Genomic DNA, 24,648 nt, shown 5'->3' on the forward strand with positions numbered 1-24,648 from the left:
GCCGTGGCGCTCGCTGATCGCGTGCCCGACTCGGGCTCGTCATTTGAACCGATCGGTTCAATACGCCGGGGCCTTTTCCTTTTCAAGCGCATTCGTGCGTGAAGAAGAGGGCTCATTCGAGGGGAGGAGCAGGGTCGCGGTGGTGCCGCGACCTGGACCCTCGCTGTCCAGGGCGAGCCGTCCACCCATGAGCCGTGCGGCGAGTGCACTGGAGTGCAGGCCAATCCCATGACCGTGGGGGCGGGTGGTGAAACCCTGGGTGAAGAGGTGCGGGCGGATGTCCGGAGCGAGGCCCACTCCGGTGTCCATCACCTGCAGCCGCACCCAGCCGTCCTCCTGGGTCAGGCGGAGGGTGAGGCGCGGGGCGGGTTGGGGGAGGGCTTCCAGGGCCTGGCGGGCATTGTTCAGCAGGTTGAGCAGGATGGTGAGCACCTTGTGCTTGTCTATCTTCACCGGGGGAAGGGCTTGGACTTCCCGGGAGACGGTGACCTGGGCCTGAAGCAGGGCGCCGTGTTGAAGACGCAGGGCCTCCTCCATCAACTCGCCCAGGTCGCACTCTTCCCACAGCAGGGTGGAGGTGGCATGGGCTTGTTGACCCTCCACGATGGAGCGTACCCGTGACACCTGCGAGTCCATGGTGTCCAGACTCGTGGCGAGAGACGCCTGTTCCTGTTCCAGCTCCCCGGTCAGTTGGAGGAAGTAGTCCACCAGGTGGTGGCCGCGCGCGTCCCGCGTGAGGAAGTCGGCCAGGTGGGTGCGGTTGTCGTCCAGAAGGGTGGCGGCCTGCCGGAGGCGACCCACGCGGGAGGTGGCGAGCGTGTCGCGCATCAGCGCGGTGTCCACGACGATGCTGGTGAGGGCGTTGCCCACGTCATGGATCACATTGGAGGCGATTTCCGCCATGCCCGTCCGGCGGGCGGTTTCCACCAACTGGGCCTGGGCCCGCTTCAACTCGTGGGTGCGCTGCTGGACGCGCGCCTCCAGCTCATCATTGGCCTGGCGCAGGGCGGCTTCGGCCTTCTGCACGTCCGAGTAGAGCCGGGCATTCTCGATGGAGATGGAGGCCTGGGAGGCGAGGTGCTCCAGGAGCGAGAGCCGGGCGGGGGAGAAGGCCTCCTGGGTCAGGGAGTTCTCCAGGTAGAGCAGGCCGAAGAAGGCTTCCTTGCGGCGCAAGGGGAGACAAAGGATGGAGCGGGCGGACGACGAGGAGAAGTAGGTGTCGGAGGAGAAGGGGTGGGGGTGGGAGGTGTCGTTGAGCAGGACGTGCTCACGGGTGCGGCGCACGTAGGAGAGCAGGGACAGGGGCAGTGCGTCGGTGGACAGGCTCCCGCTGTCGGAGGGGGAGGCGGACTGGCGCGCGACCAGTTGGAGCGAGTCGTCCTGGAGAAGGAAGAGGGCGGCGCGCTGGGCACCGGCGCTCTCCAGGGTGACACGCAGGAGGGTGGCCACCAGGGGCTCGAGGAGGATTTCGCTGGAGATGGCCTGTTGGGCCTTGATGACGGCGAGTGAATCGACGTGCTGGGGGCCCGTCCCCTGGTCCGTGGTGGTGTCCTGGGCGGAGGCCGGCGCGGAGAGGAGTTGCGGCCACAGCTCCTCCAACTGGCGGACTTTTCCGTGGGCGCCCCATTGGAAGTACGCCTCGCGGGCCTGGCGGATGTAGCTGGTCGCCAGCGAGGGCAAGCCCAGGCCCTTGCAAAAACGGGCGGCCAGCTCATTGGCGAGACCCACATGGTGGGGAGCGCCGTGTTCGCGAGCGGCGAGCAGGGCGGCCTCGTAGGCACGCAGGGCCTCTTCGGTGTTGCCGGAGAGCCGGGCCAGCTCGGCGGCCACCATCCTCTCGGCGGCGAGGAAGTTCGCCGGGCACCCGCTGGCCCAGGCCGCGAGCTGTTGACGGTGCTTGTCGATCTCGACGAGGAACTCCCGCTGTTCGTCGGGGGCCGCGGTCCGGTGGCAGGCGGCCAGTGTCAGCGCCCCATACAAGTGATAGTTGAACCGCATGGGATCGCCCGGCGTTCTGGAGGCCGTTCGCGCGACCTGGGTGCGGGCCTGGCGGGCCTGCTCGTAGTCACCACACATGAAGCGCGACTGCATCTTGATGTGGAGGAACAGACCGTGGAATTGAGGCGAGCCACTCCCCAGCAGCTGTGCCTCGACGCTCGCCTCATCGAACCCATCCCCATCGATCTCGGAGAAGGAGGGCGTGAGCCCGCGCAGTTGCTGCACGAGACGCAGGTTGTAGCGCGCCAGGTGGGCGAACATGGGATGGCTGGATTTGCGGACGAACTCCTCGAAGGCCTTCGACTCCTGGTGGATCTCGGAAAGCTCACGACCCTCGAGCAGGAGGTTTCGGATGAGGGAGAAGCAACACGCGCAGGCCCCCGGATCGTCTCCCCTCATGACTGATTCTCGAAGGGCGGCGAGGATGGTCTCCCGGACCTGGGAGAAGGGGACGGACAGACTCTGGATGGTCGCGGAGTAGTTCAGCACCCGGATCTTGTGAGGAGACAGTGGGTAGCGCTCACTCAGGCGGAGGGCGAGTTCGCCCAGGGCGCGTGCTTCACCGTATTTCTGGCGATTGGAGCCATACCAGGAGGAGCAGAGGACATAACTGTTCGCGGACGCCTCCGTGTTGCCGTGGCGGATGCTCAAGACCGCCGACTGGAGGGCGGCCAGGGCGGACAGCCTGACATTGGCGAACAGGGCCGAGGCGCTCAAGGCCGACAAGACATCGAGGGTGGCCGTCAGGTCGGCATCCGTCGGGGCGGGCAGGGACAGGATCTCCTCGACGGAATGCCGTTCCAGCAACAGTTCCAGTTCCTCCTCGGCCCGGTGGAGCTCTTCCTCGGATGGGGTGGGCGTCAGGCCCCATCCAAACTTCCGCAGGCATTCCAGGAGGGTGCTGACAGCACCCTGGGTACTCCCGACGAGCCCGTGGAGGCGGCCCCGGAGAATGTGGGCAGCGGCCATGTCGGAGCGCGTACGGGCCTGGCGCAACAACTCCTCCGCCAGGAGGACGGCCTTGTCGGAATGGCCGCTCATCGAGTCACTGGTGACCTGGGCCGAGCGCAATTTGAACGTCAGGGCATGGTCGGATTCCCAGGGGTCGCCGGGCAGCAGGGAGATGGCCAGGGTGAAATAGCCCGCGGCCGAATGGTGGGCCGAGGCGGCCCTGGCCCGGAAACCCGCTCGTGCGTTGAGGTGCGCCAGATGCGTGCGCTCCGCCTCATCCTGCATCAGTTCCACTCCCGCGTTGAGCTGGCCCACGACATCGAAGAGGCGCTCGTCGAGTTCTTCCGGAGACAAGTCGCTCAGCCATTGGCGACCGATGCGCAGGTGCAAGCGCTTGCGCTCCTCGGCCGGGAGGAGCTCATGGGCGGCTTGTTGGATGTGGTCGTGGAGGAAGCGCGGGTGATGGGGACCCGTCCATTCCACCAGTCCCTCCCGCAGGGCTGGCTCCAGGCCGTCCTCCACCTGGGAGACGTCCCTCCGGGTCAGGTGGGCCAGGAGGGAGAGCGGAAAGGTGCTCCCCACACAGGCGGCCAGCTGGAGCAGGTGTTGTGTGTCCTCGGGCAGATGGCGCAGCCTGCCCACCATGAAGTCCACCACGTTGTCCGAGTAGCCACGCGCCTTCACGCCCGCTTCATCCCAGCGCCAGCCCCCCTCGGGCGCACGCGTCACCAACTCCTCCTGGTGGAGTGTCTGCAACAGTTGCAACAGGAAGAAGGGATTGCCCGCGGTCTTTTCCCAGACCAGGGCGCGCAGTGGCTCCACGACGTCTGGACTGGCACCCGGGAGGGCCTCCGCCACCAGTTGGCGCGTCTGCTCGAGCGACAAGGCTCCCAGGTGGATGTCCCCGAGCCGTGCCCCCGCCTCGCGCGCCCGGGCGAACGTCGACAGGAGGGGGTGAGAGGGGCCCACCTCGTTGTCCCGGTAGGCGCCCACCAACAGCAGGGGCGGCGTGTCCGGATGGGACGCGAGGTATTGCAACAGCTCGAGGCTGGCGAGGTCCGCCCACTGCAAGTCATCCAGGAAGAGCACCAGCGGGCGCTCGCTCGTGGCGAAGACGCTCAGCAGGCGTTGGAAGAGACGATGGACGCGGTGGGGCGCGGCCTCGGGTGGCAGTTCCGCCACGGCGGGCTGTTTGCCCAGGACGAGTTCCCATTGCGGCACCAGGCCCACCAGCACCTGTCCTTGCCCTTCCAGGGCTTGCAACAGGCGGTGGCGCCAGGTGGCGAGCTCCTCGTCGCTGCCGGCCAGCAGGTGCTGGAGGAGGCCGCGGAGAGCCTGGACCAGGGGGGTGTAGGGCACGTCCCGCTGGAACTGGTCGAACTTGCCGTGAAGGAAGAAGCCACGGCGCCGCAACACGGGCTCGTGCAACTCATGCACGACGGCGGACTTGCCTATGCCCGAGTAGCCGCGGACCGACACCCACTCCAGCCGGCCCTCCCGTGCCACGCGCTCGAAGGCCTCGAGCAGGGTCTCCACCTCGGTCTGCCGGCCATACAACCGCTGGGGCAGCAGGAAGCGCGCGGGCACGTCCCGCTCCCCCAGGCGGAAGTCTTCCTCTCCTCGCTGGAGGCGCTCCAGATCGAATCGCAAGCCCTCCGCTGCCTGGTAGCGCTCCTCGGCCCGCTTGGACAAGAGCTTCATCACCAGGGCGGAGAGGAGGGGCGGCACCCCGGGCACCACCTGGTGCGGGGACGGGGGCGTCTGGGCCAGGTGGGCGTGAAACCACTCCAACAAGTCCCTGCCCTCGAAGGGCAGACGTCCCGTGAGCATCTGGTAGAAGGTGACGCCCAGGGAGTAGAGGTCGGTGCGGTAGTCCAGCGTCCGGTTCATCCGTCCTGTCTGCTCCGGAGACATGTACGCCGGAGTTCCCTGCACGAGGGGCGCGGGAGCCGCCTCCACGTGCTCCATGCGCTGGAGGGTGGAAATGCCGAAGTCGATGAGCCAGGGCTGGCCGGAGTCGGACAGGAGGATGTTGGCCGGTTTGATGTCCTTGTGGATGACGCCCCGACGGTGGACCTCGGCCAGGGTGGAGCACAGGCCGAGGGCGATGGGGAGGAAGCGCTCGGGAGCAAGGGGCTGACCCAGATGCTCGGAGAGCGGGGTGCCGCCCTCGTGGGCGAGGATGAGGACCGGACGCTCCTGGTGCATCTCACAGGCGTGGACCTGGATGATCCCGGGGGTCCCGCGCAGCCGTTGGAGGAGCGTGTGCTCGTGTTGGAGGAGCGCTCGTTCCCGGGCACCCGGAAAGTCGGAGCGGGGGGTCTTGAGGATGACGGCCTGGCGGTCCACCTCTCTCAGTGCACGGTAGAGGAGATGGGAGGACGTGGATTGCAGGAGTCCGAGGAGGGTATAGCCAGGGCAATGCAACATGTGGGTGCACCAGGAATGGCCCATGCCGTGCTTGAACCAGCGCGTGGCCTCAGTGGCTTCCCATAACCCGCCAGCGGGAGGTTTCCCCCTTGATGCGTCAATCGGGCATTGACCGCGCTCCTCGGGGTGTGACCGTGGCGCATTTGTTCGACGTACCTCGAACCGGAGCGTGAGCGCTCGGAGGGACTGCGAGCCGTGCCTTGCGGCCCGTTCATCGAAACCACCGGAGTGCTCGCCCAGGAGCCCATGCCGGGCACGTCCGCCATCAGCCTGGTGAACGGGGCGCTCGAGAGCTTCACCCGTGCGGCGGCGCTCGAGATGCCCCGGGGCATTCGTATCAACGTGGTGAGCCCGCCGTGGGTGGATGAGACCTTGAAGGCCTTCAACATGAAGGGCATTGCCGGCATGCCCGCGGCTCAGGTCGCCCGGGCCTACGTGCGGAGCATCGAGGGGAGTGACACCAGCCAGGTGCTCGACGCGCGGAAGTTCGCCGCACAGGAGGGCTGACGGCCCACCGCTCGGGGCATATCCGTGTCCGCCCCGGAAGGGTGTCGACCGGAAATGTTGTCAAAGGACCTGTTTCGACACCTCTCGCTCTTTCTTACTTCTATTTAGGCCTGCGAAAACGAAAGAATTGGCGTCACCATGCCTTATATTCCAGATTTTGATACGGATGCAGTCCTCCACATTCTCAACTCAATCATCCAGAAGCACCCAGAGGGATCACCGGAGAGAGACGCAATCGAGCTTGCGCAGATTGCATTGATCTACCCCCGCCACATCCGGAAAGAGGATGACTTCCGCAGGTTCTACAGGGACATTTATGACCCCTCATTCAAGCTAAAAGTCTCCCATGAGTTTGCAACACGGTAAGAGGCAGACAAATGGCTGGCCAGCGGGAAGGCAGAGGACGCAGAGCGCGTCAGAATCGCTGGCAAGGGTTTCATGGTTGTCCGATTGCCTGGGCGGTTTACGTTCATGAGCGCACCCCTTGAAGGGGAAGGGGAGGAAACAGACGAGTCAGGAGATGACTCCGAGTAGGTGATAGCTGGTGAGGCGGATGCCGGAGCCGCCAGCGGTGAGCGTCTCGGCCTTGTCCAAGCAGGTGAACGTATCGCGGCCTACGCTCTCGCAGTGGCTGAGGGCCGCTCGCGATGATGCGCCGACAGCAGGTTAGGGCTGGACGGAGGTAGGCGGAGGGTCCGGCTTCTTGACCGCCACGTAGCACTTCCCCTGGTACTCAGCTGTTCCCCGCGGGCAGGGAGCATCACTCCGATGGGGCATCCAGCAACCGCCCCGGATCTCCACTTCCAGTTCCGGCATGCAGGGCGGCCTTGCCTGTTCCTTCAAGGGTTTCTCTGGCATCGGATAGGCGATGGCTGGCGAAGAGAGGCCCGGTCGATTCATGAGGGCGGGAGTCTCGTCGGGTGAGTCGCGCAGCTCTGGAGGCGTGGACATGCGCGGCCAAAGCAGGAGAACAAGTCCTACCGCCACGGCTACTCCCGTACCCGCGAGTCCCCAGCGCGTCGCCCGGTTTCTGGAACGGGTGGGCCGGGGCTCGCGCATGAGGTGAGCCCGCACATCCTCCCGCTCATCGAGTTGCGCCAGCGAGCCCGCCAGGCGGATGTAGCCCAAGGTCAGCTCGTGGAACCTCGGCTGCTTCGTCCCGACCATGCGCTTGGGGTGAATCACCAGGGCTTCCGGGCTGGCGAAGTAGGTGGTCTCCGCGCTCCAAGGCGTGGATGTGCGCCAATCGTCGCCGACGCCCGGCACCAAGACCAGCGCGGGCTCGCCCGTTTCCACATGGTGCGCTGCATGGAGTCGGCCCTCATCCTCAGGGATGTTCGGGAACCGCTCTCCGACCAGATACGGGCCCAAACGACGTCCCTTCCAATCTGGCGTGTCGCTCATGTTCGTGCCTCCTGTGCTCTCCCCTTCCTACTCGCGATGTAGGGGCGCTGTATAGACTCAAGGAGTCATGGCCGGTCCTTCAGTCTCCGGCGGAAGGCTCCGTGTCGAACCACGGATAGACGGTGGGCAGCACCAGCAGCGTGAGCAGCGTGGCGCTGAGCAGTCCGCCAATGACGACCGTGGCCAGCGGCTTCTGCAACTCGGCGCCCGCGCCGGTCGCGAACGCCATGGGCAAGAAGCCCAGCGAAGCCACCAGCGCCGTGGTGAGCACTGGCCTTAGCCGCACCCGGGCCGCTTCCTGGATCGCCTCGAGCGGCGGCAGGCCCTCCTCGCGCGACCGCCGGATGGCCGCCACGAGCACGAGCCCGTTGAGCACCGCCACGCCGAACAGCGCGATGAAGCCCACCGCCGCCGAGATGGACAGCGGCATGCCACGCACCCCCAGCGCCAGCAGCCCGCCCGTGACGGCGAAGGGGATGTTGAGCGAGATGAGCAGCGCCGGGCGCACCGCGTTGAACGTCGTGTACAGCAGCGTGAAGACGAGCAGCAGGGTGAGTGGCACCACGAGCACGAGCCGGCTCGTCGCGGACTCCAGGTTCTTGAACTGTCCTCCCCACTCCAGCCAGTACCCGGGCGGCAGCTTCACCTCGCGGCCCACCACCTCCTGGGCCTCGTTCATGAAGCTTCCCAGATCCCTCCCTCGCACGTTGGCCTCGATGGAGATCCGCCGCTGCATGTTCTCCCGGCTCACCTGCGCGGGGCCTTCCTCCACCACCACTCGCGCCAACTGCGACAGGGGAATGAGCTGCCCGGAGTCACCCGCCACCGGGAGGCTCTCCAGTTGCTCCACGTGCTGGCGGGCCGAGGCGGCGAAGCGCACCTGCAAGGCATACCTCCGCTGACCCTCCAGCACCGTGCCCACCTCCTTGCCCCCGAGTGTCTCGATGGTGTCGAGCACCTGGCGGACGTTGATGCCGTGACGCGCGAGCGCCTGCCGGTCGATTTGAACCCGCGCCACCGGCAGGCCCGCCACCTGCTCGGCCTTCACGTCGGCGGCACCCGGCACCCGGGACAGCGCGTGCGCGAGCCGATTTCCCGTCCGCTCCAGCTCCTCCATGTCCTCGCCGTACAGCTTGAGCACCACGTCCGAGCGGGCCCCGGACAGCAGCTCGCTCACGCGCAGCTCGATGGGCTGTGAATAGGAGAAGACATTGCCGGGCACCTCCCTGCCCAGTGCCCGCTGCATCGCGGCGATGAGGCCCTCGCGCGTGTCCGCCGTCGTCCACTCCTCGTGGGGCTTGAGCATCACGTAGATGTCGCTGATCTCCACCCCCATCGGATCCGTGGCGATCTCCGCGCGCCCCGTGCGTGAGACGACGGTGGTGACCTCGGGGAAGCGCTTGAGCACCGTCTCGATGATGCCCGTCTGCCGCTCGGACTCCTCCAGCGACACCGAGGGCACGCGCCACGCCTGGAGCGCCAGCGCTCCCTCGTCCAGCCGGGGAATGAACTCCGTGCCCAGCAGCGGCACCAGCGCGAGGCTCAACGCCAGCACGCCCGCGGCGATCGCCACCACCTTCTGGCGTCGTACCAGGCACCAGGCCAGTGCCGGTTCGTACACGCGCCGCGCCGCGCGCACGATCGCGCTCTCCCGCTCCTCCATGTCGCGTTGCAGGAAGACGGAGGCGAGCGCGGGCACCAGCGTGAGCGACAGCACGAAGGCCCCCGCCAGGGCGCACAGCACGGTGATGGCCATGGGCCGGAACATCTTCCCCTCCACTCCGCTCAGCGTGAGGATGGGCAGGTACACCACGCCGATGATCACCTCGCCGAAGGCCGCCGCGCCGCGGATCTCCACCGTCGAGCGATGCACCACCTCGTCCCGCTCCTCCCGGGTGAGGGGCCGGCCCAGCTCCCGGTGGCGTTGCGCCAGGTGCCGCACGGCGTTCTCGGTGATGATGAGCGCTCCATCCACGATGAGCCCGAAGTCGATGGCCCCCAGGCTCATCAGGTTGCCCGAGATGCCGAGCTGTCGCATGCCGATGAACGCGCACAGCATGCACAGCGGAATGGCGCTCGCGACGATGAGGCCCGCGCGCAGGTTCCTCAACATGAGGAAGAGCACCACGATGACGAGCAGCCCTCCCTCGATGAGGTTGCGCGCCACCGTGTGGATCGTCTTGCGCACCAGATCCGTGCGGTCATAGAAGGTGTCGATCTCGATGCCCGGCGGCAGGGTGGGGCGGATGGCCTCCACGGCTTGCTTCACGCGGTCCACCACCTCGCGCGAGTTCTCCCCCAGCCGCATCATCACGATGCCGGTGACGGCCTCTCCCCGCCCGTCCCGGGTGACGGCTCCCTGCCGCACCTGGGGGGCGAAGCGCACCTCGGCCACGTCCCTCACGAGCACCGGCGTCCCCTGGGGAGACGTGGTGAGCACGATGTCCCCGATGTCCTCGAGCGACTCGATGAGTCCCTCGCCCCGGATGAGCACCTGCTCGGCTCCCCGCGCGATGGATGCGCCTCCGGCGTTGGCGTTGTTCTCCTCCAGCGCCTGGAAGACGCGCTGCAAGGACAGGCCATACGCCACGAGCTTCGCCGGCTCGAGCTGCACCTCGTACGTCTTGAGTTCTCCGCCAAAGGCATTGACCTCGACGACGCCCGGCACCGAGCGCAGCCGGGGGGAGACTTGCCACTCCAGGATGGAGCGCAGCTCCATGGAGTCGACCCCCTCGCCCCTCACCTCGAACTGGTAGATCTCCCCCAGTCCCGAGGAGAGCGGCCCCAGCTCCGGCGTGCCGTAGCCGTGGGGGATGTTCTCTCGCGCGGACACGAGCCGCTCCTGGACGAGCTGGCGCGCGAAGTAGATGTCCACGCCGTCCTGGAAGACGACGGTGACGACGGACAGGCCGAAGCGCGAGAGCGAGCGCACCTCCAGCGTGTCGGGCAGTCCGCCCATGGCGGCCTCGACGGGCAGGGTGATGAACGTCTCCACCTCCACCGGCCCCAGGCCCGGCGACGAGGTGAGGATCTGCACCTGCACGTTGGTGACATCCGGTACGGCGTCGATGGGGAGCCGGCGCAGTGCGTCCAGCCCGAAGCCGATGAGCAGCACCGCCAGCAGGAAGACGAGGAAGCGGTTGCGCAGGGAAAAGGAGATGAGCGAATCGAACATGGTGCGCTCGCCTCCCTAGTGGGAATGGCCCTCGCCCATGCTCTCGCGCGAGAGCTCGGACTTGAGGATGAAGGCGCCCTGGGTGACGACGGGCGTGCCCGGCTCGACGCCGGAGACGAGCTCCACCTCCGTTCCGGAGCCGAGGCCCGTGCGCACCTCCACCGGCCTGAAGGCTCCGGGCCCCTCCGGGACGAAGACGACCTGCCGGGTCCCCAGCTTCTGCACCGCCTCGCGCGGCACGACGAGCCGCGGGGGCGCGGTGGGATCTCCCGGGTCCGTGGCGATCTCCGCCTGGGCGAACATGCCGGGCTTGAGCGCTCCGTCCTGGTTGTCCACCCCCACACGCACCGGCACCGTGCGCGTCTTCTCGTGGATGATGTCCCCCACGTACTCCACCCGTCCCTGGAAGCGCCGGCCCGGCAGCGCCGCGACCGTGATGTCCACGCGCTGCCCCGTCTTCACCTCCGACACCCGCACCTCGGTCACGTCCAGCAGCACCCACAACGTGGAGAGATCCCCCACGGTGAAGAGCGTCGTGGTGGCCTCCACCGCCTGGCCCACGGTGCCGGTGATCTCCACCACCGTGCCGTCCAGCGGGCTGGGGGCCGCCAGGCGCGTGCTGTAGTGCTCGTTGCCGCGCAGGGCGGCGATCTCCCCGTCGGACAGGCCCAGCGCATGCAGCCGTCCATCCACCGCGTTGCGCTCGGCCTGCGCCGTCACGAACGTGCTCTCCGCCTCGCGCATCTCCCGCTCGCTGGTGATGCCCTTGTCGAGCAACTCCTTCTCGCGGCGGTAGTTGTCCTCGGCCACCCGGGCCTTCGTCGCCGCCGACAGGTAGTCCGCCCGCGCCCGCCCCAGCTCCGGGCTCTCCAGGTACGCCAGCACCTGGCCCTTCTTCACCCGCTGCCCCAGGTTCACCTCGATGCTCGACAGCCGCCCCGGCACCCGCGCGGCCACCTGTGCCACGCCCCGCTGCGTGAAGGACACCCGCGCCGGCGCGGTGAGCCCCACCGACAACGGCTTGCTCTGGACCTCTCGCGTTTGAATCCGCGCCGAGCGCATCGCCTCGGGCGTGAGCCGCACCACCTGCTCGCCGTGCTCCTCCCCGGCGGAGTGCTCCTCTCCGGCGTGCGCCGCGCCCTCCTCGGGCGGGTGGCCTCCCGAGGGCTTCGAGCAGCCCGTCCCGAGCCACACCAGGAGCACGCCCATCAGTGTGCGCGCCTTCATGGCTGGCCTCCGAGCGCGCTCTGGAGCTGGGCCTCGGCGATGAGCAGCTCCGCGAGCGCATCGATGGAGCCGCGCCGGGCGTCGAGCGCGTCCCGGCGGATGACGAGCAGTTGGAAGAAGTCCACCTTGCCCGCCCGGTACGCCTCGTTGACGAGCGCGAGGTTCTGCTGGAGCGCCTCCAGCACGTCCGCGCCATACACGGCCATCGCGGCGCGCGCGTTCTGGTAGCGCTCCAGGGCCAGGGCTACCTCCGAGCGCACCATCCGCTCCGTGGCCTCGAGCGTGGCCTGGGCCTGGTGCTGTCGCGCGGCGCCAAGGCCCAGGGCTGCCTGGTTGCGGTTGAAGAGCGGCAGCTCGATGCCCAGCGTCCCCTGGACGATGTGGGCGTCTTCCTCGCGCGAGTAGCTGGCGCCCAGGCGCGGGACGGGTAGCGCCTCGCGCGAGGCGAGCGTCACCTCGGCGCGCGCCGCGTCCAGCTCGGCGCGCGCGGTCTTCACCTCGGCCCGTTGCGCCAGCGCCCGCTCCATCAGGGCCTCGAGCGGGGGGGGCTCGGCGTCATCGGGCTTCCAGTCTTCCGACAGTCGAGGGGTCTCGGTGGGCTCCAGCCCCAGCAGCAGGCGCAGCTCCGCGAGCGCCAGGCTCCGGCGCCTCGCCGACAGCACGCGCTCGTGCGCGGCCCGGCCCATCTCCACCCGCGCGGTATTCACCTCGATGCGCGAGGCGGCTCCCGCCGTCAGCCGCTCCTCGGCGGCCCTCAGCGCTTGTTCCGCGAGCAGCCGTCCCTCGTCATCCAGGCGCAGCTCCTGCTCGGCCGCCAGCAGCCGGGCGAAGGCGCCGCGCACCTCGGCGGCCACGGTGACGCGGAGTGCCTGGAGCCGTGCCTCGCTCGCGGCGAGCTGGGCCGCCGCCGCATCCCGACGGGCGCCCCGCTGGCCGAGCAGCTCGAGCCGCTGGCTCACGCCCAGGGAGACATCAAGGCTCGGGGCGGGGCTCTCCCCGGCTTGTCTCCACCGGGGCCCCACGGCGCCCTGCAGTTGGGGATTCTCCTGGGCGAGCAGCGAGGCGCCTTCCAGACGGGCCTGGGCACTGGCCGCCTCGGCCCGGGCGGAGATGAGGCGGGGACTGTGTTCGAGCGCGATTGCCACCGACTCCTCCACGGTCAACGGGTGGGGCGCGGGAGCGGACTGGAGGAACAGGCAAAACGTCAGGGACAAGGGGGAGAGCACGGTGGCACCAGCGAGGCCAGGAGAGGGAAACCCAACGGCGGGAAACCTCCACGGGAAGACGGGGGCGCGCGGACCAGGGGTCCGGCACCTCTTCCCGGGGAGGACGGTTCCTCCGGGGCCTCGGTTCGCCTCGACGTGCGGTTCAGCTCAACGGACGAGTGACTCGAAGCCCGGGGCTCACGCGCGGATGGGGGGCCTCAAGAGCCGCACACCGGGCCGCTCGGCCACGGCCTCGTGCACGAAGGGCGTGCGGGGCGATTCCCGGACGTCGAGCAACACCAGGCCGAGCATCGCCGTGGGCAGCAGGGACTGGCTCGCACAGCACCGGCAGTGGTGCTCGGTGGGGCCGCATCCGTGCTCGTCGCCCGACTGCTGATCCGCCTGGAACGGCTCCAGGTGCGCCACATGGCCGGACACCGCGTAGTCGGCGACCAGCTCCAGCGCCTCGCCAAAGGCGGGCACCAGGCCGTTGATCAGCGCGAGCACGAGGAGCAGACGCAGCACACCGGGGGACGTAGCGCATGTGACGCTGCGTCGCAACCGCCTCGCCGTCCTCCCGCCCCCGACTGTGTCCGGCCCGTCAATGGGGACGGACACGCGGGGGCGAGGGCGCTCGCGTGTGTTCAGCGCTGCTTCAGGTGGGTGATGCCCGCGTCGAGCAGCGCGGCCACGCCCCGCCGCACGACGTGAACCACCTTGTGCCGATGGGGTGTGCCCGGCTGGGTGTAGTGGGTGCTCACCTTGTGGTGCAGCTCCGTGGCGCCCCAGATGAGCACCAGGTCCGCCCATTCCAGATCGCTCTGGGCCTGGGTGCCCGTGCGCCGCTCGGTGCCATCCACCACGCGCAGCTCCAACTGGCCACCGAGCTTGTCCTTCAGCTCCTCGCGCACCGCGGGCGAGCCGCCCACCACCACCACCCGGCGCACCGCGTGCTGGTGGCACGTCTGGAGGAAGGCCACCTCGGCCCGGTGGTTGTTCGAGCCGCCACAGTGCTCGCAGTGGCTTCGGGGTTCCACTGGCAGGGGCTCCCGGCCGCTGGCCCGTGCCGACTGCTGGCACTCCGCGGCGGTGCACACGCGGTAGAAGCGCTCGAGGAGGAGCTGCTCGGCCCGGGGCAGCTTGGGTTCACTCAGGCGCGTCTTGCCTGGGCGGGTGAGGCCCGCCTCCTCCAGAATCGCCCGGGCCCGGCTCCGGGACGTCGCCGAGGTGATGCCCCGCTCGGCGAACCAACCGTCGATGTCTCGGTCCGCGCTCATCTTGGATCTGGTCCTGGGAAGAGTTCGCCTTGAGGGGAAGGAGGCACGGGCAGGCCGAGGGCCTCCCGCACGGGCGCGAAGCTGCGGCGGTGGATGGGCAGCACGCCCCGCTCGTGGATGGCCTGGACGTGCGAGGCCGTGGGATAGCCCTTGTGCTCGGCGAGCCCATAGCCTGGATAGAGCGTGTCCAGCTCCCGCATCGTCCGGTCGCGCGTCGTCTTCGCCAGCACCGACGCCGCCGCGATGCTCAGCGACAGGGCATCGCCCTTGATGATGCCGCGTTGGGGCAGCGTGCACTCGGGGATGGTGAAGGCGTCCAGCAGGACGAACGAGGGCTGGATGCCCAGGCCCTGGAGCGCCCGGTGCATCGCGAGCAGGCTCGCCCGGCGGATGTTGAGCCGATCGATCTCCTCGGGCTCCGCCTGTCCCACGGCCCACGCCACCGCGCCCTGCTTGATGGCCTCCGCCATCTCATCCCGGCGTGACTCGTCGGCGATCTTCTTCGAGTCGTCCAGCCCCTCGAGCTTCCAGCCCCGCGGGAGGATGGCCGCCGCGGCGACCACGGGTCCGGCGAGCGGGCCCCGGCCGGCCTCGTCCACGCCCGCCACGTGCAGATGGCCCTGCTCCCACAGCTCCGTCTCGAAGCGCAGCAGGTGGCGCAGGCGCTGGCCTTCCGAGCGGTTCCTCCCCTGCTGCTGGCGCAGACGGCGGGCGAGCGCGCGGGCGCCCTGTCGGGTGTCCGCCTCCAGGGCCTCCAGCAGTCCTTGGGGAATGGAACGGGACTGGGTGACGAACCGCTCGGTCAACTCCGCCACGGAACAACACAGGAGATCTTGGATGCTCGACATGACATCCGAACCTAGCGAGTCACGCGGTCCGGAACAAATGCCGTTGAAGGAACCGGCCCCCCGAGGGCTCAGGGGCGCAGGTGCAACTGGACCGAGCTGGGCTCGGGGTGGCAGTGGCACTCATCGCACGTCCACACCACCTCGGCCGAGTCGCTGGGCCGGGTTCCGGCGAGGGCCGTCAGCCGCACCCGGCCCGGGCCGATGTCCTCGTTCACCGCCGTGGTGACGCCCCGCTCACTCGTGGTGCTGGTGACGGAGTGGCCCGTGTCCGTGTGGGTGGCCGTGACGACGGCGCCGCCCACCAGGCCCCCCTGGGCGTCCACCACCTCCACGCGCAGCGTGACGAGCTCCTCGGTACAGGGGTCTCTCTCGGGGTTGGGCACTCGCAGCCCCCCGTCGCAGGCGGAGAGGTGCGCGAGGCCCAAAACCATCCACATGGCACGTGCTCGGTGCATGGACAGGGAGTGCGCACGCACGGGGCCGGGCGCAAGCGGACCTGTCAGGAGGTGGGCGGAAGTCGGACCCGGGCGAAGCGCGAGGCGTCCGTGTCCGGGTAGCGCTCGACAATGTAGCGGTAGACCTCCTGGGCCCGCCCCGGCTCCTGCATGCGCTCGCCGAGCACGCGCGCCAGGAGCACCAGGGCGCGGGGGGCGAGCGGATCCTCCGGGGCGGAGTCCGCGGCGGCCTCCAGCGCGCGCACCGCGAGGGCATGCTCCTGCTGGCTCGCCGCCGCCTGTCCGACGAAGAGGTGCACCGCGGGGGGGAGTGCGGCGCGGGGCAGGAAGTGCAACTCGGCGTAAAGCGCGAGGGCGCGGGGGATGTCGCGGGTGCTGACGGCCTGGGTCAGCTCCTGGATGCGCAGCTCGAGGGGAGGGGCACTCTCCGCCGCGGGCAGGCTCGGGGCCTCCACGCGCAGGGTGGTGCTCGGGGCCGCGCCGGGCAGCACGGGGGTGAAGTACTCGGCGGGCGTCCCGTACCCGAGGGCATCTCCCCGGGTGTAGAGCAGCAGCCCGAGCACGTGCGCCATCAACAGGGGGACGGGCAGCTCGATGAGCTCGGCGAGCCAGCGCGTCAGCAGCCCCAGGTCCAGGGCGCGCACGCTCGCGCCGAGGGCGTACGTCACCAGCCCCGCGAGCCCCAGGACGAACAGGACGCCCAGCGTGGTGATGTAGTCGCCCCCGAGGCGCAGCATGGCGCGCACGCCTCGTACGGGGTTGAGCATCTCCAGGAAGGGGGCGCCGATGGCCCCCTGGATGAGGCCCATGGGCAGGTAGACGAGGCCGGCCAGTCCCAGCACCCACACGATGGCGTCCTCGCGCAATTGCTCCCAGGGCAGGGCGTGGAAGGTGCCCGTCGCGTAGAACATGGGATCGTCGGACAGGCGCACGATGTACGCGTGCGCATCCCAGCCGCTGAAGGAGACGAGGTAGACGCCGAAGGGGAGCCACACGGCGCTGGTGGCGACGAGGCCGCGCAGCGAGGGCAGGAGCCAGTCGGAGAGGAGATCGTTGTACTCGGGCAGGGGGAGGTCGGTCTCGCCCCGGGCGCTTGCCCGGAGGACGGCGAAGAAGCAGCCCCAGAAGACGCCGGACAGCATCACCGCCGGGGCCAGCCGCGCGAGGATGAACGATGCCCGGGTGAGGAAGGTCAGCAGCGTGAGGATCGTCCCGACGGCCAGGAGCATGGCCAGGGTGTGGCGGTTGAGCAGGTAGCGCACCGAGGTGCGCATCCGCTCCGCGAGCGGCTGTTGCCGCGAGCGATGGACGAGCAGCGTCTCGGCCCGTTCTCCGCAGGCGCGGCAGGCGATCAGGTCCACGGTGGAGACGCGCCGGGCCTCGACGCACTCCGGACAGAGGAAGGAGGCACATCCCACGCAGCGCCAGCCGGCGGTGGCGGTGGGGTGGCGTTCGCAGCGGGCGGGCGGTGGGCTCCGCGGGCTCAAGGGTTGCCCCCCGCGGCGGGCGCGGGTGTCGTCGTCTGGGATGCCTCCAGCACGCCCAGTTGGAATTGCTCGCCTGGCTGCAGTGAGAAGGTGCGACTGGCGAGTATCTGGAAGCGCTCGGCCGAACCGCTGATGACCAGGAGCCGGTTGGGTCCGGAGGGAAGCCGTTGCACGACGAAGCGCCCCTGCGCGTCGGTGCGCGGACCGTCGCGGCTGATCAACGCGAGCACGTTGTCGAAGGTACTCACCCCGGACTCGGATTTGACGAGGACGTCATAGCCCCGCAGTGGCTGGTGCGTCGTCGCATCGAGCACCGTGCCCGATACGGAGCCCCACGGCACCAGCTCGAGTTCCACCGGTGCGGAGCCGACTCCCACCTCCACGGTGCGCAGCGCGCTTCCCTCGTCCGATGTCACTCCAATCGAGTACCGGCCAGGCACGACCCCGGGGATGCTGAACTCGCCGGACCCATCCTTGCCCTGGACCTGGTACTGCGAGGGCCCCTGGGCGGTGAGGACGAACTGGCGCACGGGACTCCCCGCCCGCCGGACGCTCCCGCGCAGCTTCAGTCCCGGAACCAGCCGGACCTCGAGCCGCTCCTGACGGCCCTGCCGGAGCTCGCTTCGCACTCGGCCCTGTTCTCCTGTCTCGGGAGCGAAGCCCGCGATCTCGTAGGCGCCGCAGCGCAGCTGGTCGATCTGGAAGGAGCCGTCGGGGCCGCTGAGCGTCACGCGCGCCGGCTCTGGCGCGGGGCGCCCGGCGGCGGCTGATGGACTCACGCTGACCCAGGCGTCCGGTTGGGCGCCTCCGGAAGAGGCCTGAATCCTTCCGAGCACTCCACAGCCGCGGCTCTCGACGACGACGGTCAGTCCGGTGAGCTGTTGCCCGGCGGCCAGGAGGAGGCGGCCACCCGCGGCGGGAGCGCGCACTTCCAGCGCTCCGGTGGAGTCCTCCGCCTCGAGGTGGTAGGTGGCCGCCGCCAGGCCCGCCAACTTGAAGTGGCCGTCCTCCTCCGCCATGCCTCCGGTAATGCCCGCGGGCAGCCGGCCCTCGAAACCCTGGCCACGGGACTCCGCGACGGCGCGGATCGCCACGTTGCGGACCGCGCGCCCCTGCTCGTCCACCACCCGGCCCTCGATACGTCCTCCTGGCGAGAGCTGGATGCGGGTGTGCTCGGGATCTCCACTTCCGACGTCCACCGGTGCGCTGCCCCGTTCTCCCTCGAGCGTGGTGGCCACCAGGGTGAACGCGCCTGGCGGAACGCCGCTCAGCTCGAACGCGCCTTCCCTCGTGGAGCGGGTCCGCAGGTTGAAGACGGTCATCGCCGTGAGGATGGCGCCCTGAGCGGCCTCGCGGCGTGGCTCGATGGTGATCCACGCTTCCGCCGCCGGCTCCACGTGTCCGCGCACCGTGGCTCCGGTGTCCACCTCGACGCGCACGTCCGTGACGGAGGTGTCCTTGACCGTGACCATCGGACTGAGGAGCCGTGGCACGAAGTTTCCACCCGTGGTGATGAGCCGGTAGCGCCCGGTCCCCGGAACCAGGAGCTGGAACGAGCCCTGCTCGTCCGAGGGAGTGGACTCCCGGGCCGACTCCTGGGTCTCCGTGTGCAGGGCGGACACGTGGGCGCCGGCCACGGGGGTGCCAGTGCCTTTCTGGACCACCTGCCCGGAGATGCTCAGGGCGCGGTCGACGAGCAGCACGATGTCCCGCACCTGCGCGGCGATGCCCAGGTCGACCGAGACCGGCTCGGACATGAAGCCGGTGCTGGTGGCGCGCAAACGCACCCTTCCCGAGGGCAGTTGCCGGAGGACGAAGCCGCCGGAGGCGTCGGTGAGGACCGCCGGAGGCAGGTCCGCATCCAGGGAGAAGCTGCCCTGGGGGTTGTCGCTCGCCAGCGACCAGCTCACTCTCGCCCCGGCGACGGGATAAGCCCCCTCGCGGGTGAGGACCCTGCCCTGGATGGACGCCGCGGGCGTGAGCAGGAAGTCCTGTTGGCGGGGGACGCTCTCCATCCGGATCGTCGCGGCTCCGTCCGTGTAGTCCGGATGGGACGCCGTGAGGCCATAGACGCCCGCGTCGAGCCAGAGCTGGTATTGCCCGTTCGCGTCCGTCCATGCCGCGGGCCGGGGGCCCGTGCGGCCGAACTCGGGCGCGGGTACCTGCTCGACGGCGACGACTCGCGCGCCGGCGACGGGCCCTCCGCCGACATCCAGCACCTTGCCCCGGAGCTCGACTCCGCCTGTCTGCAACTGGAAGTCCACCGTCTGGGGAGACTCGAGTGGAGAGACGTCGAGGAGCCGCTGCGTCGGCCGGTGGCCAGGAGCGGTGGCCGACAGGGCATATCTCCCCCCGGGCAGTTGACACAGTGCCCAGCGGCCCTGTTCATCCGCCCGGGCCAGCGAGGGCTCTCCCGTGGCCTGTTGGGGGGTGGCGCTGACCGTGGCGCCCACGAGCGCCTGGCCAGACGTCGTGCCCACCCGTCCAGACACCGCGCAGCCCCCTGTCGTCGAGGGGCGTGCGGCGGCCTGGCTGGGCTCGGTCCGTGGCCTTTCCTTCCCCCGTGCGCGCTCGGCGGTGGGTCGCTCCGGCGCGGCGGGTTCGTGCTGGAAGGCCATCCACAGGGCAAGCCCGGCCAGGAGCATCACTCCGAGCGCCACCAAGAGGGGTCGTCCGCGTGCCATGCTGTTCTTCGTCAGACGTGATCCGCGGGGGTTGGACCCACGACCGGAGCGGTGACCTGTTCGCCCTCGCGGCGCAGCAGCCCCCGTGTCAGCAGGATGTCGAGCACCTCGATGCCCTGCTTCAAGGAGATGTCTCCCCACTGCTCCACCTCGGCCACGGTGAAGCGCTGGCGGGCCGCGATGCCGCGCACGAGTGACAACGCATCACCGGGCAGGAGCACCTCGGTATTGCAGCCATAGACATACACGAACTGAGTCCCGTCCGGTCCGGGCCGCCTCACATAGGGGAGGGGGTAGGGTTCGGTGCGCACCAGCACATCCTCCGGTTTCAGGGGCGAGGTGGGTGCCTGGCCGTCCAGCGAGACGTAGGGACTGCTGGTGACCGCGCGCCGCCAGATGCGCTCCAGCTCGACCCCGCGGGAGGACAGCTTGCCGAGCATGTCACGCAGCTCGCCCAGGCGCGCGGTGATGAACTGCTCCACCTCCAGGGGGACTTCACCGGGCCGCGTCTGCTCCAGGGGAGTGGCGGGCAGGATGGCGCGCCACTCCAGCTTCTCGCTGAGCATGCGCTCGAGTTCCGGGAAGAGCACCTGCAGCATGCCGATCGTCTCGAAGGCCATGTTGAGCGCGAGCGACTCCCCGCTGGCCTTCGCGTTGTGCCACGTGCCGGGCGGCAGGTAGAGCAGATCTCCGGGCTCGAGCAGCACCTCTTCGAACTGGCTCTCGTCCGGGGTGGGCACGTCCAGCTTCTGCCGTCTGTTGTTGTGCTCACCGTGCCGGATCTGACCGTCCTTCTGGACGAGCGCATTGGCGAGCGGGTAGTTCGTCGCGGGAAGCCGCGAGTACAGCCAACGCTTGCTGCCGGAGATCTGGATGATCGTCGCATGGCGCGCGTCGTAGTGGGTGTCCAGACCCTCTCCATCCGGGGAGAGGTAGCAGTTGAAGCGCACCGGCGTGGCCAGGTTCATCTGGCGCTTGATGTGCGCGGCGAACTCCGCGAGCGCCGCGTCTCCCGCGGTGATGTCATTGACGCAGACGGTGGTCCGGGAGGCGAGCGCCTCGCGGACCTGGGTCGGTTCGATCTCGATGCCCGCCTGGAGGTCGTGGCGGTTGCGCCACAGCGCTCGGAGCGAGAAGGGCCCGGGCTTCCGCTTGTCGAAGCCCACGCGCAAGATGGCCCGGTCGAACCGCTCCCGATCGAAGAGCCGGGCGAACTTGGTGGGCGTTCCTCGGACGTAGAGGGGCTTCTTCTCCCAGTACTCGGAAAGGAACTCCTTCGGGCTGACCGGGTACAGGAACTCCGCGAGTTCCTTGCCCGAAGCGTTGCTCATGCTCATGAAACCACCTCATGCGTGAAAGAGGATCGACGCAGTGGAGTTTCCCCTCGAGGGGGAGGCGAGCCAGCCTAGCATCAACCCAGGGTGCGCAGCATGGGCTCCGCGGGGGTCTCCCGCGGTTCGAGGTCGTCGACATAGGGGGAGGCCTGCAGCCGGAACAGCCGGGCATAGGTGCCCTCCGCCCGCAGGAGCGATTCGTGATCGCCCTGCTCGACGATTCTTCCCTTGTCGAGCACCACGATGCGATCCGCCACGCGTGTCGATGACAGCCGGTGGGTGATGAAGACGACGGCGCGGCCACGCCCCAATTCCCGGAGCCGGTGGAACAGGTCGTGCTCCTGGCGCGCGTCCAGGGCGGAGGAGGGCTCGTCGAGGATGAGCAGTGGCGCCGCTCGGACGAAGGCGCGCGCCACGGCGATCCGCTGCCACTGGCCGGAGGAGAGTTGAACGCCGTCCTCGAACGCGCGACCGAGCATCGTGTTCACGCCATGGGGCAGTCCCGCCACCACGTCGTCCAGGCCCGCGGCGTGCAGGGCCGCCTCGAGCTGGTCGGCGCGGGCCTCGTTGCCCAACAGGACGTTGTCTCTCAGGGTGAGCTCGAAGCGCGCGAAGTCCTGCCACACCACGCTCACGAGCGAGCGGTATTCGTCGGGATCGAACTGGCGCAGATCCGTGCCGTTGAGGGTCATCACCCCTTCGGAGGGATCGTAGAGCCGGGCCAGCAGCTTCACGAGTGTCGTCTTGCCGGAGCCATTTTCTCCCACGATGGAGACCACCTCGCCGGGTCGCAGGCGCAGGTTGATGTCGTGCAGCGTGGGTTGCTCGGCTCCCGGGTAGCGGAAGCCCACCTGGCGCAGTTCCACCTCGTGGTGGATGTCCCGGGGGAGGGGGACACGGGGGGCCCGGTCCTGCAGCGTGGGCTGGAGCCGCAGGAACTCGAAATAGCGGCTCAGGAACAGGTTGTGCTCGAACGCGCTCGACAAGGACATCAGCACCGAGGACAGGTGGATCTGGAGCGTCTGGAGGGCCGCCACCCCCATGGTCAGCGTGCCCAGGGACATCCGTCCGCCGAGTGCTTCCAGCGCCAGCGCCCCATAGGCGCCGTAATAGGCGACCCGGGACAGGACACGCCCTCCGAGTCCCAGGCGCGCGTTCTGCGAGGCGAGCGCGCGGTCTTCCGTGAGGAATGTCTTCAACCGCTCCCGCATGTGCTCCAGCAGCCAGGGCGCCACGCCGAACACACGCATCTCCTTGGCGAGCGTGCCGTCGGTGAGAATGCCCTGGTAGTAGGCGAGGCGGCGGCCCGATGGACTGCGCATGTCCATCAACCCGAACTTGCGCGCGACCCCGCGGAATTGGAACCGCATCTCGGGAATGCACGCCAGCAGCACGATCGCCAGGGCCGCCGGGAAGAGGCCCACCACGAGCACCCCCTGGGCCACCAGGGTCGCCAGGGACTGCATCCCCCGGAGCGTCTCCCGGTACAGCACCATGGGGCGGAAGCCCACCTCGCGCGTCGCCTTCTCGAGCTGGTCGTAGAAATGAGGGGTGTCGAAGTGCGCCAGGTCGAGCGATGCCGCCTTCGCGAGCACCGAGAGCGTGGCCTGGGCCTCGACCTTGCGCCCCAGTCCATCGTTCACGTACTCCGCGAGCGCCTGGAACAGCTCACGGGAGATCGCGAGCAGGGCCATCAGCCCGATCCACCCCAGCACGCGGTACAGGTTCTCCTCCGAGGGCCGGGCGATGCCCGCCGCCACTCCGTCCACCACGCCCTTGGATGCCCACAAGAGGCCCGTGGGAATGCAGGCTCCCACCACGAGGAGCACGGCGGCCAGGAGCGTCCCGGGTGGATCCGTGTTCCACACCAGCCGCAACACGCGCCAGACGAACGCGAGCGTGAGCGGTGCCTGCGTGCGCGGTCTTCCGGTCGATGCCAAGAACGAACCCTTTCCGGGCGGCTTCCGCCCAGCCTGTCAGCCCATCCCGCCGCGCACCAGCATGGCGGCGAGGGCATCGGAGATGGGCAGCTCCGTGGCATCCTCGATCCAGGCGTACATTCCGGTGGGGTTCATCTCCAGGAAGACATACTCGCCCTCGGGCGTGAAGATCATGTCGATGGCCGAGTAGGCCAGCCCGAACTCCCGCGTCATCGCCAGGCAGGCCTCGGCGACCTTGGGGGGCAGCGCGTGGACGCGGTGAGAGATCTTCACGGCTTCGTTCCACGTTCGCCGGTAGTCGGTGGACGTCGCTTCGTGGTGCTGTGAATGGAGCTCCGCCGCGAAGACCTCGTTGCCGACGATGGTGATGCGCACCTCGAACTTCTTGGGCACATAGGCCTGGAGGATGGCCGGACAGAACTGGAGCTGGTCGAGCTCGGCGATGTCCTTCTCGCTCAGGATGTTGGTGTAGATCATCCGCGGAGGTGTCGCGGCATCACCGTGCTTCTCGAACAACACCGGCAGGCCGATGGCCTTGTAGGCGACCTTGGCATGCCGCGCGCAGAAGGCCTTGGCGTCCTCGGGAGAATTGGTGACCAGCGTGGGCGGCACCTGGAGGCCGAACCGTGGCGCGAGCGCGAGCTGGCGAGGCTTGTCATTCGCGGCATGGTTGCGGTCGTTCACGTTGACCATGAACGCGCGCTCCTGCAGGACGCGATAGGCGCTGTGCATCACCGTCTGGCACTGATGATGGATGAACTTCGACTCCGGCGCGGAGATGCCCTCGGGCAGATCATACTCCCCGTACTTCCACAACCACGCCGAGCGCACGCTGGACAAGTCAATCCGCTTGCCCGAGCCATTCACGAAGAACGCGGTCGTTCGATCCGAGCCCAGCGCGACCCGTGCCTTCCGGGGATAGTCGTTCGTGTTGAAGCGGGCCCAGGGCTGCCCCATCTTGCTGAGTCGCCGGATGACCCGGTCGGCCGTGGGCTCCCAGGCATTCGTGGTGATGAGAATCATAGGGTGGGGTTCAACTGCTGATCTGTGCGTTCACCGGGCTCGGTCCACCCGGCGCATACCGTGGGGCCCCACGTCTCGCGACGGGCCGGCCACTGGGGGTGAACCGCCTGGCGGCTAGGGAACGAAGTCGGCGTCGAGGTACAACTTGCCGTTGATGTAATCCGCCGTGCTGGTGCCCCCGATCGGTGGTTCGATCTCATCGGCGGAGGAGGCGCTGTGTTGCAGGACGAAGCCGTCGACTTCTGGCGCGTACTCCGCCGCCACCTGGCTTGCCTTCATGCACTCCTCGAAGCGTTTGAAGAACAGGGCTGGGACCGCGGCGCTCGTGGTGCTGGCATCAGTTCGCATGGCCGCTCCTTGGAGGAGAATCATGTCAAGAGTCGACCAGCCCACGTGCTCGCCGGAACGGCGCGAACACGATCGGCTGGTCTCCTCGTCAGGCGATTCGTCGGTGACTAGAAGTCCGCGTCGGCGTCGGCATCCCACTTGCCGCCACTGCCGTAGGTGCCGCTGGCGCTGCCGCTGCCGCCGTCGCCCGGCTGCTCGACCTCATCCTGGATCGCGGTGAGACGGAAGACGAGGCCGTCGACTTCCGGAGAGTACTCGTAGGAGCCGATGTTCTGGCGCATGGGCTCCTCGAAGCGCTTGAAGAAGAGGGCAGGGGACACGGCGGGGGTGGTGCTGATCTCAGTCTGCATGAATC

At 68.8% G+C, this 24,648-nt stretch carries 18 protein-coding genes; 2 read left to right on the top strand and 16 right to left on the bottom strand.

Annotation, left to right across the window (positions count from 1 at the left end; genetic code table 11):
* Positions 1–57: 57 nt before the first annotated feature.
* Positions 58–5,379: a trifunctional serine/threonine-protein kinase/ATP-binding protein/sensor histidine kinase gene (locus tag D187_RS31990; protein WP_043432468.1), complete on the bottom strand. Its 5,322-nt coding sequence runs from the start codon at positions 5,377–5,379 to the stop codon at positions 58–60.
* A gap of 195 nt (positions 5,380–5,574) precedes the next feature.
* On the opposite strand from D187_RS31990, the gene D187_RS31995 reads away from it, so the two are divergent.
* A complete protein-coding gene (locus D187_RS31995) occupies positions 5,575–5,886 on the top strand; it encodes an SDR family oxidoreductase (RefSeq protein WP_020918417.1) in 312 nt (103 codons plus the stop codon).
* A 138-nt stretch (positions 5,887–6,024) separates the two neighbouring features.
* The gene (locus tag D187_RS58265) at positions 6,025–6,252 is read left to right on the top strand and encodes a hypothetical protein (RefSeq protein ID WP_245591873.1); all 228 of its coding nucleotides are present in this window, start codon (positions 6,025–6,027) and stop codon (positions 6,250–6,252) included.
* Between the two features lie 300 nt (positions 6,253–6,552).
* Here D187_RS58265 and D187_RS50670 read toward each other — a convergent pair whose 3' ends face one another.
* From D187_RS50670 to D187_RS32070, 15 genes are all read right to left on the bottom strand, one after another.
* Positions 6,553–7,290, bottom strand: coding sequence for a hypothetical protein (locus tag D187_RS50670; protein ID WP_076606264.1), 738 nt, complete (start codon positions 7,288–7,290; stop codon positions 6,553–6,555).
* Positions 7,291–7,369: 79 nt separating this feature from the next.
* Complete coding sequence (locus tag D187_RS32005) at positions 7,370–10,465, bottom strand: efflux RND transporter permease subunit (protein ID WP_002624629.1); 3,096 nt, start codon at positions 10,463–10,465, stop codon at positions 7,370–7,372.
* Between the two features lie 15 nt (positions 10,466–10,480).
* Positions 10,481–11,692 (bottom strand): efflux RND transporter periplasmic adaptor subunit, encoded by a 1,212-nt coding sequence (locus tag D187_RS32010; protein ID WP_002624630.1) that lies wholly within the window; start codon positions 11,690–11,692, stop codon positions 10,481–10,483.
* The gene (locus D187_RS32015; protein ID WP_245591874.1) at positions 11,689–12,906 is read right to left on the bottom strand and encodes a TolC family protein; all 1,218 of its coding nucleotides are present in this window, start codon (positions 12,904–12,906) and stop codon (positions 11,689–11,691) included. The genes D187_RS32010 and D187_RS32015 overlap by 4 nt, the downstream gene beginning before the upstream one ends.
* 189 nt (positions 12,907–13,095) lie before the next feature.
* The gene (locus D187_RS32020) at positions 13,096–13,422 is read right to left on the bottom strand and encodes a hypothetical protein (protein ID WP_002624632.1); all 327 of its coding nucleotides are present in this window, start codon (positions 13,420–13,422) and stop codon (positions 13,096–13,098) included.
* A 119-nt stretch (positions 13,423–13,541) separates the two neighbouring features.
* Entirely contained in the window at positions 13,542–14,174 is a 633-nt protein-coding gene (locus D187_RS32025; protein ID WP_002624633.1) for a hypothetical protein, read from the bottom strand.
* Positions 14,171–15,022: a ribonuclease HII gene (rnhB, locus tag D187_RS32030; protein WP_020918418.1), complete on the bottom strand. Its 852-nt coding sequence runs from the start codon at positions 15,020–15,022 to the stop codon at positions 14,171–14,173. The genes D187_RS32025 and rnhB overlap by 4 nt, the downstream gene beginning before the upstream one ends.
* Positions 15,023–15,090: 68 nt before the next feature.
* Positions 15,091–15,459 (bottom strand): carboxypeptidase-like regulatory domain-containing protein, encoded by a 369-nt coding sequence (locus D187_RS32035; protein ID WP_002624635.1) that lies wholly within the window; start codon positions 15,457–15,459, stop codon positions 15,091–15,093.
* A gap of 62 nt (positions 15,460–15,521) precedes the next feature.
* Positions 15,522–16,964: a hypothetical protein gene (locus tag D187_RS32040; protein WP_043432389.1), complete on the bottom strand. Its 1,443-nt coding sequence runs from the start codon at positions 16,962–16,964 to the stop codon at positions 15,522–15,524.
* Positions 16,961–19,648 (bottom strand): carboxypeptidase regulatory-like domain-containing protein, encoded by a 2,688-nt coding sequence (locus tag D187_RS32045; protein WP_076606265.1) that lies wholly within the window; start codon positions 19,646–19,648, stop codon positions 16,961–16,963. The genes D187_RS32040 and D187_RS32045 overlap by 4 nt, the downstream gene beginning before the upstream one ends.
* Before the next feature lie 11 nt (positions 19,649–19,659).
* Positions 19,660–20,985, bottom strand: coding sequence for a JmjC domain-containing protein (locus D187_RS50675; protein ID WP_002624639.1), 1,326 nt, complete (start codon positions 20,983–20,985; stop codon positions 19,660–19,662).
* Between the two features lie 74 nt (positions 20,986–21,059).
* Positions 21,060–22,922 (bottom strand): ABC transporter ATP-binding protein, encoded by a 1,863-nt coding sequence (locus D187_RS32055; protein ID WP_002624640.1) that lies wholly within the window; start codon positions 22,920–22,922, stop codon positions 21,060–21,062.
* Between the two features lie 36 nt (positions 22,923–22,958).
* Positions 22,959–23,945: an MvdC/MvdD family ATP grasp protein gene (locus tag D187_RS32060; RefSeq protein WP_002624641.1), complete on the bottom strand. Its 987-nt coding sequence runs from the start codon at positions 23,943–23,945 to the stop codon at positions 22,959–22,961.
* Positions 23,946–24,059: 114 nt separating this feature from the next.
* Positions 24,060–24,293: a hypothetical protein gene (locus D187_RS32065; protein ID WP_002624642.1), complete on the bottom strand. Its 234-nt coding sequence runs from the start codon at positions 24,291–24,293 to the stop codon at positions 24,060–24,062.
* A 107-nt stretch (positions 24,294–24,400) separates the two neighbouring features.
* Complete coding sequence (locus D187_RS32070) at positions 24,401–24,643, bottom strand: hypothetical protein (protein WP_043432394.1); 243 nt, start codon at positions 24,641–24,643, stop codon at positions 24,401–24,403.
* Between the last annotated feature and the right edge of the window lie 5 nt (positions 24,644–24,648).

Origin of the sequence: Cystobacter fuscus DSM 2262, from assembly GCF_000335475.2 — a bacterium.
In the GTDB taxonomy this organism is placed as follows: Bacteria; Myxococcota; Myxococcia; order Myxococcales; family Myxococcaceae; genus Cystobacter; species Cystobacter fuscus.

Bases quoted from the DNA above. Each gene is read 5' to 3' on its own strand.
- D187_RS31990 (WP_043432468.1), bottom strand. From the start codon at position 5,379: ATGTTGCATTGCCCTGGCTATACCCTCCTCGGACTCCTGCAATCCACG.
- D187_RS58265 (WP_245591873.1), top strand. From the start codon at position 6,025: ATGCCTTATATTCCAGATTTTGATACGGATGCAGTCCTCCACATTCTC.
- D187_RS50670 (WP_076606264.1), bottom strand. From the start codon at position 7,290: ATGAGCGACACGCCAGATTGGAAGGGACGTCGTTTGGGCCCGTATCTG.
- D187_RS32005 (WP_002624629.1), bottom strand. From the start codon at position 10,465: ATGTTCGATTCGCTCATCTCCTTTTCCCTGCGCAACCGCTTCCTCGTC.
- D187_RS32010 (WP_002624630.1), bottom strand. From the start codon at position 11,692: ATGAAGGCGCGCACACTGATGGGCGTGCTCCTGGTGTGGCTCGGGACG.
- D187_RS32025 (WP_002624633.1), bottom strand. From the start codon at position 14,174: ATGAGCGCGGACCGAGACATCGACGGTTGGTTCGCCGAGCGGGGCATC.
- rnhB (WP_020918418.1), bottom strand. From the start codon at position 15,022: ATGTCGAGCATCCAAGATCTCCTGTGTTGTTCCGTGGCGGAGTTGACC.
- D187_RS32035 (WP_002624635.1), bottom strand. From the start codon at position 15,459: ATGTGGATGGTTTTGGGCCTCGCGCACCTCTCCGCCTGCGACGGGGGG.
- D187_RS32045 (WP_076606265.1), bottom strand. From the start codon at position 19,648: ATGGCACGCGGACGACCCCTCTTGGTGGCGCTCGGAGTGATGCTCCTG.
- D187_RS50675 (WP_002624639.1), bottom strand. From the start codon at position 20,985: ATGAGCATGAGCAACGCTTCGGGCAAGGAACTCGCGGAGTTCCTGTAC.
- D187_RS32060 (WP_002624641.1), bottom strand. From the start codon at position 23,945: ATGATTCTCATCACCACGAATGCCTGGGAGCCCACGGCCGACCGGGTC.
- D187_RS32065 (WP_002624642.1), bottom strand. From the start codon at position 24,293: ATGCGAACTGATGCCAGCACCACGAGCGCCGCGGTCCCAGCCCTGTTC.
- D187_RS32070 (WP_043432394.1), bottom strand. From the start codon at position 24,643: ATGCAGACTGAGATCAGCACCACCCCCGCCGTGTCCCCTGCCCTCTTC.